Here is an 18,033-nt window from a genome sequence, read left to right on the forward strand (position 1 = left end):
CTCTAGACTTTGCCTCTTCCCTTAATTCATAAACACAAATTCTGTCCTACTACCTGTTTGAGCCGAGTACACTTCTAATCTAGCATCAATTCGTTCTTTCAACTCTGGTACGTGGGAGATGATTCCGACAAGACGACCACTGCTTTGGATATCGATTAATGCTTCAATGGCTTGATCTAATGATTCCGGGTCTAGTGTTCCAAATCCTTCGTCAATGAACATCGTTTCTAGAGAAACTCCACCCGCGTATTGCTGGACGACATCTGCTAGTCCTAATGCAAGGGAAAGTGCCGCCTTAAAGCTTTCCCCACCAGACAATGTTTTGACGTGTCTCTCTTGACCGGTATATTGGTCAAATACAAGCAATTCCAGCCCACTTTGTACATTACCCTTCGATCGGTCTGTTTTTCTTAAAAGTTGGTATCTTCCGCTCGTCATTTTGGATAGTCGACCGTTTGCATTTTGTAAAATGTCATCTAAAAATGCGGCTAAAACAAATCGTTCAAATGTAACTCGGTACGTGTTCTGTCCCTTAGCGATTTCAAATAAGTGTCCAACGAGCTTGTATCGATCTTCTAATGTTTTAATATGTTCATTAATAGAAGTAATTTTATCTCGAACATCTTCATTATCACGTTTTTTCATAAATAATTGGTTGTACTGCTCATTTAATTCTGTTATTTCTTTATTTGCTTCAGCAAATGCCGCATTTAATCCCTCTAAATCAGGCTCTTTTGCATCTTGAAGCAACAGCGTCAACTCGTTAAAACGGTCGGTAACGGATCTTAGTTCCTCACGGTACCTGCGAATTTGCATTTCTAATTGTTGAATCTGTGAATCGCTTCTCTTTGCTCCGTGATAAGATCCATAGTTCTCAAATCCTTGAGAGGACATCTTTTCAACAAAAGCGGCTTTTTCAACATTTAGCGCTTGTTCTTTCTCTTTAACAAATTGGGAAACCGTGTTGTAACCTTCCTGTTTTGAAGCGTGTTCCTTTGCCGTTTCCTGAAATTCTTTTTGAGTTTGTTCTAACAGCTTTAATAATGTCTCATGGCGTACAGTCGCTTTTTTCCACTCTAACTCAAAAGCCTCCACCGAACGTAAATGCTCAGGTAAGCTAGTTAGCATACGATTTAAATTTGTATTTTTTTCAGTAAAGGCAATCGTCTGGTTGTTTAGCTTTTCCGTTAACTCATGAATGAAATTCGCAGCTAGCTCTTTTTCTTTTTGTCCCTTTTCAAGGTTGGCGTTGATTTTCTCCAGTTTTAACATCTTAGCCTGCAGCTCTTTTTGAGTCCCCAGTAACTCATCTCTTTGGCTGATCACCGTATTTTTAACGGTAGATAGTTCATCTAGAGTAAAATGTTCTCTTCCCTTTTTGATTTCATCCGCTAATTCTTGTACGGCCATATCAACAGTGGAAACTTCTGAACGGGCCTCATACAAGGCGGACTCAGCACGAGATTTCTCTAACTCAAGCTCAGCACCTTGCTTTTTAGCAGCCTTTAAATCCTCTTCTGTTGGAATGTCAGCACCTAAGGAAGTAGCTAAATGAGGATGCTGTTCCGAACCACATACCGGACATGCTTCCCCGTCGTGAAGGTGACTGGCCAAAATGGACGCTTGTCCCTTCAACCATTTATTTTCTAAGTCTTCTAGTAGAATCTTAGCGTCCTTTAGCCTTGAATCGACTTGATTAAATATCCCCGATCTAACGGATAATGTTTGTGTAGCTACTTTTTGACGCTCCATCTGTTTTTCTAGTTTCACTAATAAATCAAGCTCACTAGAATATTTCTCGACTTTCCGTTCGTTTTCCAAAAAGGTAAGCTGACTTTTTTCAATCATGCTTTTCTCTTCCGCTAGTGATTGAAGTGCCTCTTCAATTCTCTTCAGTCGATCCTCAGAGGAACTCTTTAACGTCTTTGTTTCATTTAGTTCTTTTTCTAAATGGCTCACTTCTTTTTGGATAACAGCAAAGGATTGAACATCTTCCTTCATATGCTGTAACTGATTGACCGCTTCTTGAGCTGATTTGCGTTCATCTTCTCGGTCTTTCTCTTTTAACCATGCTTCTTCACGACTTTTTAATAAAAGAGTTAAAGATTCTAAATGACTTTTTCTTGCCTCTAAATCTTTATTTCCTTCGTCCAATTCTCTTTTTAGACGATGACAAAGCTCTTCTTGTTGAGCGAGTAGGGCTGCCTTTTGAGCTGAAACGATTTCTTGCTCTTTTAATTGGTAAACCTCTTTGTCTGCTTCAAGTTGCTGTTTTCTTAAGCCTAACTCTTCTCTAGACTTTAATTGCTTCGCTAAATTTTCGGCTTCAAACAATTTTTGCTGAAGCTGATCTCGTGAAGCTTGCTTTTTTGCCACTTCTTCAGCTAACTTCGTTAATTGCTCACTCATCAATGTAAGTTCATCTAATAGCAATGGAAAAATCAATGTATCATTTACACTGTTCGCTTCCACATAATTCTTCAGTTCATCCGAATAAAGGGCATGAATTCGCTTAATCGCAGAATGTCGGTCTTCCACTTGCTTTTCAACAGCCACTTTCAGCTCTGTTGCTTCTATTCTTAACTTTTCTTCAACCTTTTTATATATTTCTGTATGAAACAATCTTTGTAAAATAACTTCTTTATCTTTACTATCTGATGTTAAAAGCTTACGGAACTCCCCTTGTGGAATCATTAAAATTTGTCTGAACTGATTGCTGTCAATTAACATAATTTCTTTAATTTTTTCATCCACATCACGTACATTTGCTGCTAGAAGAAGTTTTTCACCTACATCGTTAAAGACGTAAAGTTCAGCTTTCGCTCCGATTGTCCTTACGCCATCTCCTCGTTCTTTCTTTTTATCTTGTTGAGGAGAACGAGTAATAAAATAATTTTTGCCTCGGAGGGAAAATTGCAAACTAACTTCTGTTAACAGCTCATCTTTCGCAAATTGACTTCTTAGTTCCGGTCCGCTTCGGTCTTCCCCACTTGCTTTCCCGTAAATAGCATAACTAATGGCATCAAAAATCGTAGTCTTCCCTGAACCAGTTTTACCTGAAATAACAAACATCGTCCGGTTTCCAAGCGAGGTAAAGTCAATCATTTCTACTCCTGCATAAGGTCCAAATGCTTGCATCGAAAGCTTTATCGGCCTCATCGGCGGTCACCTTCCTCTTGAAGCACCTTTTCAATAACCTCTGTCATGACTTCCTTTTTGTCTTCAGTAAACTCAGCAGTAGTCATTTCTGTGTAAAATTGTTCAAACAATTCTAGTTCCGATTTCTTTTCTTCTCGAACCGATGTAAAAGATTTTTTATCCTTCATATCCTTTAACACTAATTTACGCTCTAGATGTAGTACATTTGGATACACTTGACGTAGTTTTTCAATCGGATCCAGGAGCGCCCCTTCATCATGAAGAGTGATTTTTAAATAATCATCTACCTTTTCCTTTTCATAAAAACTCGTATCAAGAAGCTCCTCTAGGTACCCGGATAGCTCTCTCATGTCTTGCTTTGGTGCTAAGGAACGATAGCGAATATCAAAGGTTCCATTCTCTTTCATTTCTACAATAGAAACCGATTTACGCTGCTTCGCTTCAGAAAATGAGTACTTTAATAGAGAGCCAGAATAAAAGATTTTGTCATGTTTAATCGCATCTGGACTATGTAAGTGACCCAATGCTGTATAGGAAAATGGAGCAAATAAATCTTGCGTTACACACCCCGAACCACCAACGGAAAGCGTACGTTCAGAATCAGTCGTATTGCCTCCTAGTACAAAGGCATGTCCAACAAAAACGTTCGGTTCATTCGGATTCAAATTTTCTTCGATTTTTCCTATAATCGCTTTCATCGCTTCTTGGTGACTATTCACACCCTCTCGATTTAAAGCGTGACGTACATTTCCAGGCTCCGCATATGGAACGAGGTAAAAATTCACACCATTAATTTGAACGGGCTTAAATTCGTTTTGGATTTTCCCTGTTAAATAAAAATGGCTGTTGCGATACCATGAGCTTCCAAAATGAAGACGTTCTGCGCTATCATGATTTCCCGCAATTGCAACAACAGGTGTTTTTAACTCGACATTGATTTTGAATAGTACTTCATCAAGCAATTCAACCGCGTCTGTCGGTGGTACGGATCTGTCATACAAATCACCAGCAATGACCACAGCATCTGGCTTTTCTTCTTCTACTAATTGAACAAATTGATTTAACACTTCTCGCTGATCTTCTGTCATGTAAATTCCGTGCACCAGCTTCCCCAAGTGCCAATCGGCCGTATGAATAAACTTCAAGCTACTCACCTCTTTAAAATATCTACTCTATTAAATATTCTATCATTATACCAGACCAAATGTTCGTATGACTTTTACAAATGTTAGAAAAAGTTATTCAAATAATCGTACTTGTGGATGTGTCCCTATTTCAATGAGCATCGTATGCAACTGTGCTCGATGGTGGTAAATATGTGCAACGATTTCAACCAACCACTCAAACCGTGAATACGTGACTCCCCACCAGGAGGTTTTTAATTCAGTTAAATCTTGCTCTGAGAATGTTGATACTTGTTCTCGTAAAAAATTAAAATTCCTGTCCAATTCTAATCTCATTTCTTCTATTGAATAAGGAATATGATTTTTATAAAAATCGTTCATTTCTTCTTGTGTTGAGCCTTCCATAATATAATAGTCCGCTGCGTAAATAACAACTATATGTGCTAATAGCTCTCTAATCGTTCGCTTATTTTCATCAGTCTTTTCATCTAAAAGATTCACATCGATTTGACCCATTAATTCTAGTAGACTTTCGTTTGCCACTTGTAGTTGATGAAAAATGGATTTTACATAAAGATTCATGACTACACCTCAGTAGAAATTATCGCAGAAATAGGAAAGTCTAGTAAAGTTTCATGCAAAAATAAAACAGCCCAACCGGTGTGGTTGAGCTGTAGGATTCATTAGTAAGCGATTATTTTTTAGTTACGTTAGCAGCTTGTGGTCCACGAGCACCTTCAATAACTTCAAAAGATACTTCTTGACCTTCTTCTAGACTTTTAAATCCTTCAGTTTGGATTGCTGAGTAATGTACGAATACATCGTTTCCGTCTTCAGCTTCGATAAATCCGAAACCTTTTTCAGCGTTGAACCATTTTACTTTACCGTTTTTCATAGAAAATAATCCTCCTATTGGCCAAAATCAGCCATGTGTAAATTTCACCATTTACAACGTTTAGCATTCTTTCAATTACTCTTCCAAACTTGCTATAAAGCGTTTGAACCAAGTCTTGCAAATACATAACACGATGCATAACGGCTAACCTAAATTTATCATCATACAAAGACTTGTGTCAAGGCGATAAACCCAATATTCATGCATGTTTAGACGGTTTTTTTCTCTTCAAATTCCTACGATTTACGACAAAAATACCCATTATTTCTCTCATCTTCATTGACCATTCAATCGTTCTGGAAGACCTTGAATGGACTGGACAACCACATCTAACTTTGCTTCAATTCGATGGAGCAAGTATAGTGTGACTACAACCGGAAAGCCTACCTCACTAATGAGGGGAATGAACTGATCCATTAGCTTTTTCGCCTCCTGTTCTGATTTAATCATTTGTTCTAGATTATTGACATATTTACAAGTTTCGACATTTACACTGTCAAAAGAGCCGGGTTCAACAATCGAAACCGGCTCTAGATCCTGGGATTACAATTCGTACTCGGTCACATTTCGCTCAATGATTTTAGCACCCTTTGATTCTACTAATTTCCCTTTTGTGCTAAAAAATGCATCTGAAGTGATGATTGCATCCATTGCAGCTTTCACCTCTACCGGATTAACCGGTTCTTTAGGAAAATCGACCATAATACTTGAAGTCGCACCTGTTTCCGTTAGAAATACTAATTCTAGCGTTTTAGCCATTCCCTTCACCTCCTCCCTTATTTATTGTTAAAACCACTTAGTTTACAATTTCAAAATTGTCTGTTCTTTCCACACTCACTAACGCATTTACACTTAAGTTAGCAAGGGCTTGTCCCGCTTGAAGTAACTGATCGGCTGTAGCCTCTCTACGGATGTTTGAATACGTTTTATTCTTGTAGATTGTTTTACCATTATCGTCCATCCCACCATCAAAGACTAAACGTAGTTTGGAACTTAGAATCATTTGTTGTGCCATTGTGTTCACCTCCTTCCTCTCACCTTCTTTATACGGAAAAATGGCGAAATCGGACATGGTGAATTTTAAATTGGGGATAATAAATTTTTAGATGTTAGATTTTGAAAAAGGTTAGCTAAGTTCAGTGTCAAATAATTTTAAAGAATCCACCCTCTAGTCTTAAAACAATCATGTTAAAATTTATTTGTTCTAAGGAAAGCAATCGATTGCACAAACATAAGCTTCATTTCTAGTGGTTCTAGAAAAATTTAATTCCTTTGGAGGCCTTATATCATTACTACTATCAAGATTTAACCAATCAAATGTAAGGTGAAAAATATGAACATTATGCAATTAATCACGGCTTTAACCCCTATTCTAGCTGTCTTTTTATTTCTTGTTGTTTTTAGGCTGCCTTCTTCAAAAGCAATGCCCATTAGTTTTATCACAACAGCCCTTTTAGCCATTTTTATTTGGAGAATGGATTTTACTCGAGTGGCTGCAGCTACGATAGAAGGACTCATTATTGCTGTTTCGATCCTTTGGATTGTATTTGGTGCCATTCTTCTCTTAAATACACTGTCATTAAGTGGAGCAATGAATACGATTCGAAACGGTTTTACGAACATTACTCCTGATAAACGGATTCAAGCGATTATTATCGCCTGGCTATTCGGATCCTTTATTGAGGGAGCTGCCGGTTTTGGTACTCCAGCAGCAATTGCCGCACCTATTTTAGTTGCCCTTGGCTTCCCTCCACTTGCCGCTGTTGTAACCGCACTTGTGGCAGATTCCAGTGCAGTTACCTTTGGAGCAGTAGGAACGCCTATATTAGTAGGAATTAACCAAGGTCTTCAAGAAGGAGCTTCACTAGCCCCACAGGTTGCCGAATTCATTGGACCTGTTCCTTTTGAGAACCTGCTAAAAGAAACAGCTGAAACAGCGGTTACGATTGATTTATTCATCGGTACATTTATACCACTCATTATTGTGGCCCTACTGACTAGATTCTTTGGGAAAAATAAATCTTGGAGAGAAGGCTTAGAGGTTTGGAAATTTGCTCTTGTTGCAGGATTTTCCTTTACCATCCCTGCCTATTTCGCTGCCCATTTGCTAGGTCCTGATTTTCCTTCTTTAATAGGAGGATTAATAGGTTTAGTCATCATCATTCCAATCACAAAAAAAGGCTGGTTTATTCCTAAAAACACTTGGGATTTCCATGGAAATGATACGAATGATTTGGTAGAAGATCTCGCTGAGGCAAAACAAATGTCTTTGTTACGTGCTTGGGTCCCGTATATTTTAGTAGCTGTCTTATTAGTCCTCACACGTTTAAAAGTTTTACCCATTAAAGCTTGGCTACAAAGTGTGAAGATTGGTATGACGGATATTTTGGGGACAGGAATCAGTAGTAAATTTGAGCCTTTCTATTTACCAGGGACTATTTTTATCCTTGTTGTCCTAATCACCATTTTTGTTCATGGGATGAACAAGGTTATTGTCAAAAAGACGTTTCATACATCCTTACTGACATTGGGAGGAAGTGCGATTGCACTTGGGACAGCTGTACCTATGGTGAGGATTTTTATCAATTCGGGAGTGAATGGGGCAGATCTGATGAGCATGCCGATGGAGCTCGCTTCCCTTATTTCAAATGGAGTCGGAGGGGCTTGGCCTATCGTAGCACCTTTAATCGGGGCACTTGGTTCTTTTATTTCTGGAAGTGCTACCTTCTCTAATATGATGTTTGCTTTATTCCAGTTTAGCGTAGCGGAGCAAATTGCCGTAAATCCCATTAACATTCTCTCTGCCCAAGTGCTCGGGGCAAATGCAGGGAATATGGTTTGTGTACTCAATGTAGTAGCTGCAGCATCCGTCGTTGGACTTGTTGGGAAAGAAGGTACGATCATTCGATATACACTCGGGCCGATGTTATTTTATGTTCTCATGAGTGGATTATTAACGCATATTGTGACTTACTTTCTTTAGAGAGAAGGATGATTTCCTTCTCTCTTTTTTTATACAGCCCTATTTTACAGCCTTTTCTATAAAATTCGAAAACACTCGCACATGGTCCAACGTTGAGATATCATGCTCCAATAAAGGAATGAGAACCTTTTTTTGCTCACTGAATGTTTCCTCAATTTCACGCTTATAGGATTGTTCATTTTCCCTTCTTTTTGCCATAAACGATCCATCCGCCTCTTCAGGAATCAACTTGTTCACGATTACGGTGTTTACATTTAGTTGATGTTGACGTAACGTTTGAATAGCCTTATGAGTTTCTAAGATAGGTAGTCTTTCAGCGTTTAAAACAAAAATATATTCTGTTGTTTCTTGATTCAGGAGAATTTCTCTTACTCTCATAAACTTGGTTTTTCGTTCTTGAAGTTTTTCATAGATTGGGTCTTCAATAGGGTCCCCGTCGTTCATCCACTGGTTGTAGTTCTCGTTCACTTTTTGTCTTCTTTGAAGTAAGCCGTCCATCCAAACTCCCATCAATTCGGGTAAAGTTAATAGTCTAAGGGTATGCCCGGTTGGAGCGGTATCAAAAACGATTGAATCGTAGTTGCGGCTCTCTTCTAAAATAATGGAGGTGATCCGGTCAAATAATGCAGCCTCTTCTGCTCCAGGTGAAGTCGCAGCCAATTCAATTTGACGGTGTACTTCCTGAATCATGGTTGCTTTTACAAGTCCTCTAATATTTTCTTTTACAGATTCAATATACTTTTTAGATTCTTGCTCTGAATTGATTTCAAGGATATCTAAACTTGGTAACACAGGCGTAATTTCCCCACTTAAGTTCACATGAAATAAATCACCTGTATTGTGAGCGGGATCTGTTGATATTAAAAGAACCTTTTTACCTTCTTTTGATAGTAGATAAGCTAAAGCAGCCGATGAGGTACTTTTCCCCACTCCACCTTTTCCGCCTACAAAATAAATCTTTTTATGTAAAAATGTCATAATGATAGCCTCCCTAGCAGCATCGAACACCATCTAATGGTGATTTTTCCATACCCATTCTTATATGCCATTCATGAAATCTTTCGATAATTAGAGGATACAATTCTAGTGTGTAATAAAAGGCCGGATTAGGAATTCCGAGCATTTCAGAAAAGCATAGAAGCATAAAAAGGTCCTCTTCGTCCCTTATTTCTCTAGCTAACTCTGCTCGATGTGGTTGGCTTAATATTTCATCATATGTTTGGATGACTTTTTTTAATAAATCAAACAATGTCATTTTGAGTAGAACTCCTTTTTAGAATAGGAACAGAGACCGAAACATTCCGGTCTCCCTCCCTTTACATATTGTGAGTGATGGATGGTGGTTCTTTTTTATTAAAGGCGGAGATAGCTTCTAAAATGATCCAGAACACAAAGATTAAAATTAAGCCCCCAAGAATAAAGAGAAGCATATTTGCATCTTGGGTCCCTAAACCTGACCAAGTAAACACTACTTGCTGAATCATCGCCCATAGAGTCATAAAGAAAACGAAGATCATTGGGATAAAGGTGACGAGATAGTTCCGTCCTTGTCGTTTTAACCAAATGGAAATGAGAAGTAAACTTACTCCCGCTAATAATTGGTTACTCGTACCGAATAATGGCCATAGTAAATATCCACCTGAACCGAAACCGTTCGGACCCTTTGGAAGTAAAACTAGGGCAGCACTTGCTACAACGGCAACAGATGTAGCAACATGTGTTTTAGTAAGTGGTTTAAAATTGTATTCGCTTCCAATTTCAGCGATGATATAGCGCATTAAACGTACAGATGTATCAAGTGTAGTAGCCGCGAAACTTACGACAATAACAGATACGATCGTTTTGGCAATATCGGCTGGAATCCAAATTCCCGTTGCTAAAGCAGCCGCACCGTTAATAAAGTTTCCTAGCCCCCCAGCACTAGCAGCAGCAAAGCTTTCATACGCGTTTAAAAATTCCCCTTTTGTAGCAAAAACAGTAGCAACGGCAATAATGGCCGCTAATGCTAAAATTCCTTCTCCTACTGCTCCTAAATAACCGACGAAACGTGCATCCGTTTCTTTATCCAGCTGCTTAGAAGATGTTCCAGAAGATACGAGTCCGTGGAAACCAGAGATGGCACCGCACGCAATGGTTATGAACAGTAGCGGGAACCATGAAACATCAGCTGCAGCATTCGTAGCTGGAGCCGTTAATTTTGGTTGTAAAAACACAAGTCCAGCGTATAAAATGACTAATCCTACGACTAATTGATGTGAGTTAATGTAATCACGGGGTTGAAGTAGTTTCCATACAGGTAGAGTGGATGCAATGTAGCAGTATACCATCAAGACGATAATCCATACAAAGAACGACATGGCGACCCCATCAAGTCCGAATAGAACGGTACTTTCTGCCCCGCCAAAGTATTTAACTAAGTCAATTTGTAAAGAAGGATAAATACTGGATAATACAGCAGTTCCGTACATGACGATAAGTGCAATTACTGAAGGTATAAGCATGGATTTTTTCTTTTTATAAACCGCATATCCTATCCAAATCGCTAGTGGAATTTCAATGAAGATTGGTAAAACACTTGCTGGGAACTTAATAAATAAGTTTGAGATAACCCAAGCGAATACAGCGTTAACCATTAATACTAAAATTAGAATAATAAATAAGAACATCATTTTTGCTCGTTTTCCAATGAGCTTACTAGTGATCGTACCAACCGATTGACCTTTGTTTCTAACGGATAAAACTAATGTTCCGAAGTCATGAACTCCAGCAGCAAAGACCGTTCCAAGAATAACCCATAGAAATGCTGGTAGCCATCCCCAATAAACAGCGATTGCTGGACCAACAATGGGGGCTGCACCCGCAACAGAAGTAAAGTGGTGTCCCCATAGTACCGTCTTCTTCGTTGGAACAAAGTCCACTCCATCATTGAACTGATGGGCAGGGGTAACATAATTAGGGTCTAGTCGATAAATCTTTTCTGCTACCCATTTTGAATAAAAGCGGTAGCCTATCGCAAAGACCGTCATTCCAATGATTGCTAACCAAAGTGAATTCATCTAGCGTTCCCTCCTTTATGATCTAGTCCTACATATTCATCATAAAGAAAGTGAAAATTAAAAGTCAATATTTTCTAAAAATTATAACAATAAACTTTTCAACAATTTTCTACCTTTCTCCTCAAGCTAGTACAGAAAAACAGTCAATAAGACACAATCTTTCATATGATGTGGTATACAAGCTGTTTTAGGAGGTGTAGAAACTTGGATTTATTGCAATTTTTAAATGAGAATTACTATATGCTTGTCCCTGCCCTATGGGTTTTAGGATACGCATTAAAACAAACTCCACGAATTCCGAGCTGGTCCATCATTTGGATCTTATTAATATTTGCTATTCTATTTGGTACTTTTGCATTTGGGTTTACGGTTAAGGCGGTCGTGAATGGCATTATAGCAGCAGGAGTTGCCGTATTTGGTCATCAAATGTTTAAGCAGACAATGGAGATTAGGAGCAAGAGAAATGGAAATGGTGTCGGGAAGTAAGGGGACACTTTTTAGTTTGAAATAGTAGCTTGGTATTAGCATTATTTAGCCTACAGAAATAATGCTTTATAGGCGAGAAAAAAATATTTTAAGGGCTTAAAATAAATAGGCTTGAATAGGATAGTTATAGGGGGATGCTGCTCCCCCTATTTTTGTTGTTTCTGTTTGTTCATTTCACCAGGTCTAGGAGTATCTTCACGAAGGATTCCATTTAGATTAGTACGATTCATCTTACTTTGGTCGTCACCCATTCCCGGGAGAGTATTCGCCATAGGTAGCTGTTCGAGTTCTTTTCCTCTAGGCATTACATACACCACCTCCTATTTATAGCCTTCACTAAAGGCACAAATGTCACTCCCATTTTATATATTGTGTATATAGCTTATTTTTTTAAGTGTATAGGCACATTTTAATTTGAATTAAAATACTGTCTAACGTAAAAAAAAGGAAGTGAATTTATGGTTATTAATTTTGGAATTTTTATGTTTGTATTGCTTTTAAATGCGTTAATTATAACAGCTGTTTTTCAAGTGTTCTTTCCACAAATCAATATGCTATATGTGTTCATCTTCCTTTATGTCATTACGTCTGTTTATTTATGGAGTCGTTCAGCAATATTTGAATGGGGTGTTTTATCAGCCTTGGCTCTCGGGGCGTTAATAATCTCTTCCGTTTTTTGGTTATCACAACGCCGTTATAGAAAAGTTCTAAAAAAACAAAAGATTTAATCATTTTTTACACCCGTATAAACCTAATGTATATGGTCACAATATCTTATACAGTAGTCCTCCTATATGCCCAAAGACACACCATGACTAACAACACGTAATTCCTCCATGACTACACACCAATGGACACATATGAGGGCCACTTTACTTGCGCACAACCTTTATAGGTTGTGCGCAGTTTTTGTTTTTATACATCATTTAATTTTGCACTCTAACCTCTTGAATGACCCATTCAAGCTCTGAGCCCATTACGGCAATTAATATGAGTTCATAGGTCACTTTTTCTTCTGAATTGTCTCCATACGTAAACGTCTTTGTAACTGTTACCCAAGCTGTTCCTTCAGAAATTTGATCGATGCTATAATTCTCCACATGTACATTTATAATCTCTGCTGAATCGAAAAAGTTCTGATAATTTTGCTTGATCGTGGCATATTGAGGAGAATCTAAATAGTACGTACTCATATAGCCTTCTAAATCTTCTCCAATTTCAGAATAGGTTTGATAGTATATCGTACGTTCTATTCCTGCTTCATCGGTCTTAGCCATATTCCCAAGAAGAATTTCATTAATTTCCTTCATATCTGGATGGGTGTAGCCCACTTTCTCTAAGGCAACAAGGTCCTCTGCAATGACATTAGCCATTCCGAAGTTATCAACATCTTTAGCTACCACTTCACGATATTGTTTAAATGCAGGACCAAATTGGTCAGTAAGTAAAAGTGCATGGGCTAGATTAATTTTGTTAAACTCATTTTCAGGGTCCAATTTTATCGCTTCTTGGGAAGAAGTAATTGCCTCAGCTGGTAATTGGTTTAATAGTTGGTGCCAAGCTAAGTTTCCATAGGCCTCACTTAAATAGAAATGATTAGCTGGATTATTAATTTCTTTAATAATCGCTACACTTTCCAAACTATCCTCGAGGGCATAATAAGGATAGCCTAACTGAGCCTTGATTTTTGCCATATGATTAGCGATAAAACCTTCTGCAAATCTAGCATCCTCATTTTGATTATGTTTAAATAATTCACTAGCCATATCTCTTGCTTGAATGTATTTTTTTAATGCCTCTTCTAATTGTTGGTTTTGAAGTAAGGAAGCTGCTTCATCCCAATATTGATTGACAATGTCCATTTGTTGATCGTAAATCGTATTAACATCCACCGGAAGTTCGATACCGGTACTTATTTTTATATCAATAGGGCTATTCTGACTTACTTTCTCGTCAGGAATAACCGATTGAAAAGCAACACGTCCCTTTTTCGCGATAAAATTTTCCTCGTATTCAACGTTACCCACCGTTAAGCCGGCCGCCTGTAATTGAGCGATTGCCTCTTCCTCCGTTAGGTTATACATTCTAGGAACAACCACTTGAACGGACGGATTGACTTCAGGTTTTTTATCATTATTAATTTCATTTTTCTTTTCATTATTATTTACGACTACATTTCCTGGTACTGGTTTTACAGGCTTTTCGTCTGGAATTAACCAAATGACAACCATAACAACAATCGAGAGTAAGATGGCTACTCCACCAGAGATTAGACCAATGATTAGGCCCGTTTTTTTCTTCTTTGAAGTTTGATTCACTTGATTTTGATTATATAGAGGAGTTGTTTTTCGTTCTTCGTCATTTGAGACAGGTGTGGTATAGGATTGATTAGATGAATTTGTGTGGGTGAATGAGTGGTTTTTTTGGTTTGATTGATTATTTGGTATGGTATGCGTCAGATGACTCATTTGATTTGCTTGATTTAATTGACCTAATAATGCTTGCTGGAAAGACTCCATACTTTGAAATCGATCTTGTGCTCGAATAGATAAAGCTTTAATGATGGCTGCTTCAGCAAAGGGTGGTATCGTAACTCCTAATCTACTTGGTGGAATCAATGTGTCTTCTTCCAGTCGATCAAGTGATTCGGTAGGGACTTTTCCCGTGAGAACTCGGTAAAAAGTAGCCGCCAATCCATAAATATCTGTCCAAGGACCTTGATTTCCTTTACTACGATATTGTTCTTCCGGTGCATAACCTGGCTTGAGGATTACCGATAAACTCTTATTTGAATCATTCATCGCATGTCTCGCAGCACCAAAGTCTAGAAGCTTCACCTCCCCTTTCATCGTAATATATATATTGTCTGGACTAATATCACGGTGAAGAATACCGTCTTTATGAACCGTTGCCAAAGCATCCATCACCGGAAGCATAATGGCAAGACCTTGTTCATAGGAAAGACTCCCACCATACTGGTCTAGATACTTCTTTAAATCAATACCATCTAAGTAATACATAACCAAATAAGCTGTACCATTTTCCTTAAAAAAGTCTCGGACAGATACAATGCCCGGGTGATTGTTATATTTGGCAAGGATTTTCGCTTCTTCTAAAAACTTATTCATCCCATTTACAAAATGGGTTTTTACATTCCCCGTAAAAAAAGTCACTTCGGCTTCTCCACTATTTCTAGTTGCGAAATCTCGGGGCATGTATTCCTTAATGGCCAGTTTCATATCTAATTGCAAATCCCAGCCTAAGTAAGTAATTCCAAAACCGCCTTGACCAAGCACTCTACCAACTAAATATTTCTCATGTAAAATCGTCCCAGGTACTAAATGTTGAGGGGAATCTGGAAGTTTACCCTCTGTCCAACCACACTGCAAACAAGTTTCTTCACTTCCTCTTGGATTCATACAACCCATACACCTGTTCATATTGGCCTCCAATTTGTTTCACCCCTTTTATTACAGTTTCTTTCGCCTCTTACTAACAAAAAATAAAATAGGAAAATAGATTAAACCATTATAAATAATGAGTAAGAAGGCTACAAAGATAAAGCTGTACCCACCGACCCAATCCCCATTTGTAGCGGATGGTACGATTTCTATAAACATTCCATAAATGATAAATACCAAAATATTGACAAGACCGAATGAAAGGACAGGTCCTATCACCCACTTTACCCACCATTTCGTAGACCGATTGAAAAGTCGAGCCATTAAAAAAACGAGCATGGTGGAAGTACCCCATAATAAAATCATTCCCAACAAATCATATATACCTTTATTCATGATTCCAAAAGCAGTCCCCTTAGTACTTATGGTTGAAAAAGCTAAGTTAGCGGAAGGCAGTGTATCAAAAACCCCTATATATACATCCCAAGCTTGTTCGTTATTCAAAATCTCACCAGGTAATAATTCAAATGATTCCAAACTACCTTGATACAAAGAGATTGGTAAATTAGCACCAAAGTATTGACCCTTTGGAACAACCATTAACACCTCTAAATGATGAAACTCTTTCCATGCAGAAGCAGGTTGTAGCAAGTACTGATAGAGATAAACCGGATTAATATAAGATTCTTTATCTATTCCCGCCTCCTGGGTATACTCGAGTTGTATCGTCACTTCTTCCTTAGGAGGAAAATTAACCTGAAACGTAACGATTTGTGCTTCTTCAATGACATCATAAGCATCCCAATCCTCCAACATTTGCCCTGTAATAGGATCAACATAGAGAAATGAAGTTGAGTCAAACCAATCTAAGAAGCTTTCATATTCTTCTCTTTTTTCATAGATAGAAATATCTTTTTCTTGATAAAGCTTTCCATTCACGAGTAACTTTGGGATTTCTTTATATTTTGACGGTGTATAAGGGAAGGCCAGCACAATTTCTTCTTTATGTTCTGTTGGATTGTAAAAGGCGTATTTAACTGTTACATTTGCTTCACTTTTATCTTCCCTTAAAATAAATTGAAGTTTTTCTTCTTTGACCATAATGGAATGATTGCTGAGTGGTGTAAGCGTTCCATTTGGTTCAGGTTGATGAACAGGGGCACTGTTGGCCAATACCCCTGTTGGATCGATTAGAAATAAAAATAGAATGATAGGAAAATAGAGTCTGAGTACACTTAGATGTTTCATCACCTGCTACCATTCAAACTTAGGTCCGCAGAATGGAACAAACATGAGTTTTGTATCACCTAGTTCAATTAAATCCCCTTCCTTTAAAGTAATTGTGTAATCAACGACATCACTATTCACATACACTAATCCTCTTCCTCCACCTGCTAACAGACGAAATTCTTTTCTTTTTGGATCAAAAACGATGGTTGCATGATTATCTCTTGAAATCGTTTGGTCGCCTTTTACATAAATATCATTGCTATCTGAACGGCCGATTGTATTTCTTTCCGAATGGATTCGGTAATCTTGACCTTTATCTTTCCCATCAACACAAACTAACCAGCCAACTACAGGGTCAATCCCATTTTGTTTATTATAGAAACTAATCGTTTTCCCTTCATCGGAAGGTTGATGCCTAGGTTGCCCACCTGTTACATCAAATGCTGGGCTTGGATTAGGAGGTTGAACTTTAGGTGTTGGGCTATGGTTTCCCCCTCCATTTTGCCAAGAATCCACTCGAGGTGGAGTGATGGGCATCGTTCTTCCTTGCATAGGTGATGCACCTTGACCCTGTCCCTGACAATGAGGGCAACTACCACCAGCTGAATTATAAAAATGTCCATTTGCACATTGAACCATACTCACAAACCTGTTCCCCCTTTATAGTAGTAATAAAAACAAGAACATCAAAACGAATAGTACAAACACAGCACCTAATAAACCAATCCAAACCAACGTTTTATTCTCTGGCACGATTTCTACCGGTGCACTATTTCCTTGTAAAAGAGCATGTTTAAATTCAAGAACAGATTGGTAACGATTCTCTCCTTTAACAGCTAAAGCCTTCATAATTGCCTGTTCCATTCCAGAGGAAATTCTCACTCCATTTTTCGAAGGTGGTAAGAGCGTATCGTTTCCTAATCGATTCATGGCATCTAAAGGGATTTTCCCTGTTATCGCACGGTAAAAGGTGGCGGCGATAGAATACAAATCACTCCACGGGCCTCGGTTCCCTCGACTTCGATACTGTTCCTCAGGAGTGTAACCCGGTTTGAAAACAATTGAAAACTCCTGATTTTGCTGTTTCATTGCATATCTTGCTGCACCAAAATCAATTAGCTTTACTTGTTTATTTGGCAGAATGATAATATTATCCGGACTAATATCGCGATGGAGCATCCCTACCTCATGCACCGCCTGAAGGGCATCTAGAGCGGGCAATAATATATTCATAGCCTCAGTTACACTCATCCTCCCTCCACTGTCCTCAATCTTTTTCATCCAAGTACTACCTTCTAAAAATTGCATAGACATATAGGCAGTTTGATGACTGTAGAAGAAGTTATAGACAGCTACAATACCAGGATGTCGACTAAACCTTGAAAGCGCCTGTGCTTCTTCAAGAAATCGTTGGATTCCGTATTCAAAGACGGACACATATTCCTCACTAATAGGTACTACATCTAAGTTATGACTTCGCGAGGCAATATCAATCGGATAATATTCCTTCAACGCAACTCTTCTATTCTCGTGTAAATCCATTGCCGCATAAGTGATCCCAAATCCGCCTTGACCTAGCACTCTTCCAATTAAATAACGTTGCAGCACAACCGTTCCCATCGGTAGAGTGGTAGCATTGTTTTTTTCTCGATTCCGCTTCCAACCACAAGTGGCACAATGGATTCCACCATTCATTTTT

At 38.3% G+C, this 18,033-nt stretch carries 18 protein-coding genes; 3 read left to right on the top strand and 15 right to left on the bottom strand.

Annotated elements, in window-relative coordinates; genetic code table 11:
- Positions 1–21 precede the first annotated feature (21 nt).
- From SM124_RS15020 to SM124_RS15050, 7 genes are all read right to left on the bottom strand, one after another.
- Complete coding sequence (locus tag SM124_RS15020; protein ID WP_322447333.1) at positions 22–3,159, bottom strand: SbcC/MukB-like Walker B domain-containing protein; 3,138 nt, start codon at positions 3,157–3,159, stop codon at positions 22–24.
- Positions 3,156–4,304, bottom strand: coding sequence for an exonuclease SbcCD subunit D (locus tag SM124_RS15025; RefSeq protein WP_322447334.1), 1,149 nt, complete (start codon positions 4,302–4,304; stop codon positions 3,156–3,158). Before SM124_RS15025 ends, SM124_RS15020 begins: the two co-directional genes overlap by 4 nt.
- A 93-nt stretch (positions 4,305–4,397) precedes the next feature.
- Complete coding sequence (locus SM124_RS15030) at positions 4,398–4,865, bottom strand: DinB family protein (RefSeq protein WP_322447335.1); 468 nt, start codon at positions 4,863–4,865, stop codon at positions 4,398–4,400.
- Between the two features lie 112 nt (positions 4,866–4,977).
- Positions 4,978–5,178, bottom strand: coding sequence for a cold-shock protein (locus SM124_RS15035; RefSeq protein WP_322447336.1), 201 nt, complete (start codon positions 5,176–5,178; stop codon positions 4,978–4,980).
- A 276-nt stretch (positions 5,179–5,454) separates the two neighbouring features.
- Positions 5,455–5,595 (bottom strand): YvrJ family protein, encoded by a 141-nt coding sequence (locus SM124_RS15040; RefSeq protein WP_322447337.1) that lies wholly within the window; start codon positions 5,593–5,595, stop codon positions 5,455–5,457.
- Positions 5,596–5,721: 126 nt separating this feature from the next.
- Positions 5,722–5,937, bottom strand: coding sequence for a DUF2922 domain-containing protein (locus SM124_RS15045; protein ID WP_322447338.1), 216 nt, complete (start codon positions 5,935–5,937; stop codon positions 5,722–5,724).
- Positions 5,938–5,974: 37 nt separating this feature from the next.
- A complete protein-coding gene (locus tag SM124_RS15050) occupies positions 5,975–6,193 on the bottom strand; it encodes a DUF1659 domain-containing protein (protein ID WP_322447339.1) in 219 nt (72 codons plus the stop codon).
- 318 nt (positions 6,194–6,511) lie between these two features.
- On the opposite strand from SM124_RS15050, the gene SM124_RS15055 reads away from it, so the two are divergent.
- The gene (locus tag SM124_RS15055) at positions 6,512–8,161 is read left to right on the top strand and encodes an L-lactate permease (RefSeq protein ID WP_322447340.1); all 1,650 of its coding nucleotides are present in this window, start codon (positions 6,512–6,514) and stop codon (positions 8,159–8,161) included.
- Positions 8,162–8,200: 39 nt separating this feature from the next.
- Here SM124_RS15055 and SM124_RS15060 read toward each other — a convergent pair whose 3' ends face one another.
- The 3 genes from SM124_RS15060 to SM124_RS15070 all read right to left on the bottom strand — a co-directional run bounded on the left by SM124_RS15060 (position 8,201) and on the right by SM124_RS15070 (position 11,217).
- Positions 8,201–9,139, bottom strand: coding sequence for an ArsA family ATPase (locus SM124_RS15060; RefSeq protein ID WP_322447341.1), 939 nt, complete (start codon positions 9,137–9,139; stop codon positions 8,201–8,203).
- A 13-nt stretch (positions 9,140–9,152) separates the two neighbouring features.
- Positions 9,153–9,416: a cory-CC-star protein gene (locus SM124_RS15065; RefSeq protein WP_322447342.1), complete on the bottom strand. Its 264-nt coding sequence runs from the start codon at positions 9,414–9,416 to the stop codon at positions 9,153–9,155.
- A gap of 61 nt (positions 9,417–9,477) precedes the next feature.
- Complete coding sequence (locus tag SM124_RS15070) at positions 9,478–11,217, bottom strand: carbon starvation CstA family protein (protein ID WP_322447343.1); 1,740 nt, start codon at positions 11,215–11,217, stop codon at positions 9,478–9,480.
- A 204-nt stretch (positions 11,218–11,421) separates the two neighbouring features.
- On the opposite strand from SM124_RS15070, the gene SM124_RS15075 reads away from it, so the two are divergent.
- On the top strand, positions 11,422–11,703 hold the full coding sequence (locus tag SM124_RS15075; protein ID WP_322447344.1) for a phage holin family protein: 282 nt from the start codon (positions 11,422–11,424) through the stop codon (positions 11,701–11,703).
- Positions 11,704–11,849: 146 nt separating this feature from the next.
- Here SM124_RS15075 and SM124_RS15080 read toward each other — a convergent pair whose 3' ends face one another.
- Positions 11,850–12,008, bottom strand: coding sequence for a hypothetical protein (locus SM124_RS15080; RefSeq protein WP_322447345.1), 159 nt, complete (start codon positions 12,006–12,008; stop codon positions 11,850–11,852).
- 153 nt (positions 12,009–12,161) lie between these two features.
- Here SM124_RS15080 and SM124_RS15085 point away from each other — a divergent pair, with 153 nt between their 5' ends.
- Entirely contained in the window at positions 12,162–12,431 is a 270-nt protein-coding gene (locus tag SM124_RS15085; RefSeq protein WP_322447346.1) for a hypothetical protein, read from the top strand.
- Between the two features lie 198 nt (positions 12,432–12,629).
- On the opposite strand, the gene SM124_RS15090 is transcribed toward SM124_RS15085, so the two are convergent.
- The 4 genes from SM124_RS15090 to SM124_RS15105 are packed head-to-tail and all read right to left on the bottom strand — an operon-like array spanning position 12,630 to position 18,029.
- Positions 12,630–15,143, bottom strand: a complete 2,514-nt coding sequence (locus tag SM124_RS15090; RefSeq protein WP_322447347.1) for a protein kinase domain-containing protein — start codon at positions 15,141–15,143, stop codon at positions 12,630–12,632.
- Positions 15,144–15,173: 30 nt separating this feature from the next.
- A complete protein-coding gene (locus tag SM124_RS15095; RefSeq protein WP_322447348.1) occupies positions 15,174–16,352 on the bottom strand; it encodes a hypothetical protein in 1,179 nt (392 codons plus the stop codon).
- Between the two features lie 6 nt (positions 16,353–16,358).
- On the bottom strand, positions 16,359–16,973 hold the full coding sequence (locus tag SM124_RS15100) for an FHA domain-containing protein (RefSeq protein ID WP_322447412.1): 615 nt from the start codon (positions 16,971–16,973) through the stop codon (positions 16,359–16,361).
- Positions 16,974–16,994: 21 nt separating this feature from the next.
- A complete protein-coding gene (locus SM124_RS15105; RefSeq protein ID WP_322447349.1) occupies positions 16,995–18,029 on the bottom strand; it encodes a serine/threonine protein kinase in 1,035 nt (344 codons plus the stop codon).
- Positions 18,030–18,033 lie beyond the last annotated feature (4 nt).

This window comes from Robertmurraya mangrovi (assembly GCF_034427655.1).
GTDB classification, from domain to species: Bacteria; Bacillota; Bacilli; order Bacillales; family Cytobacillaceae; genus Robertmurraya_A; species Robertmurraya_A mangrovi.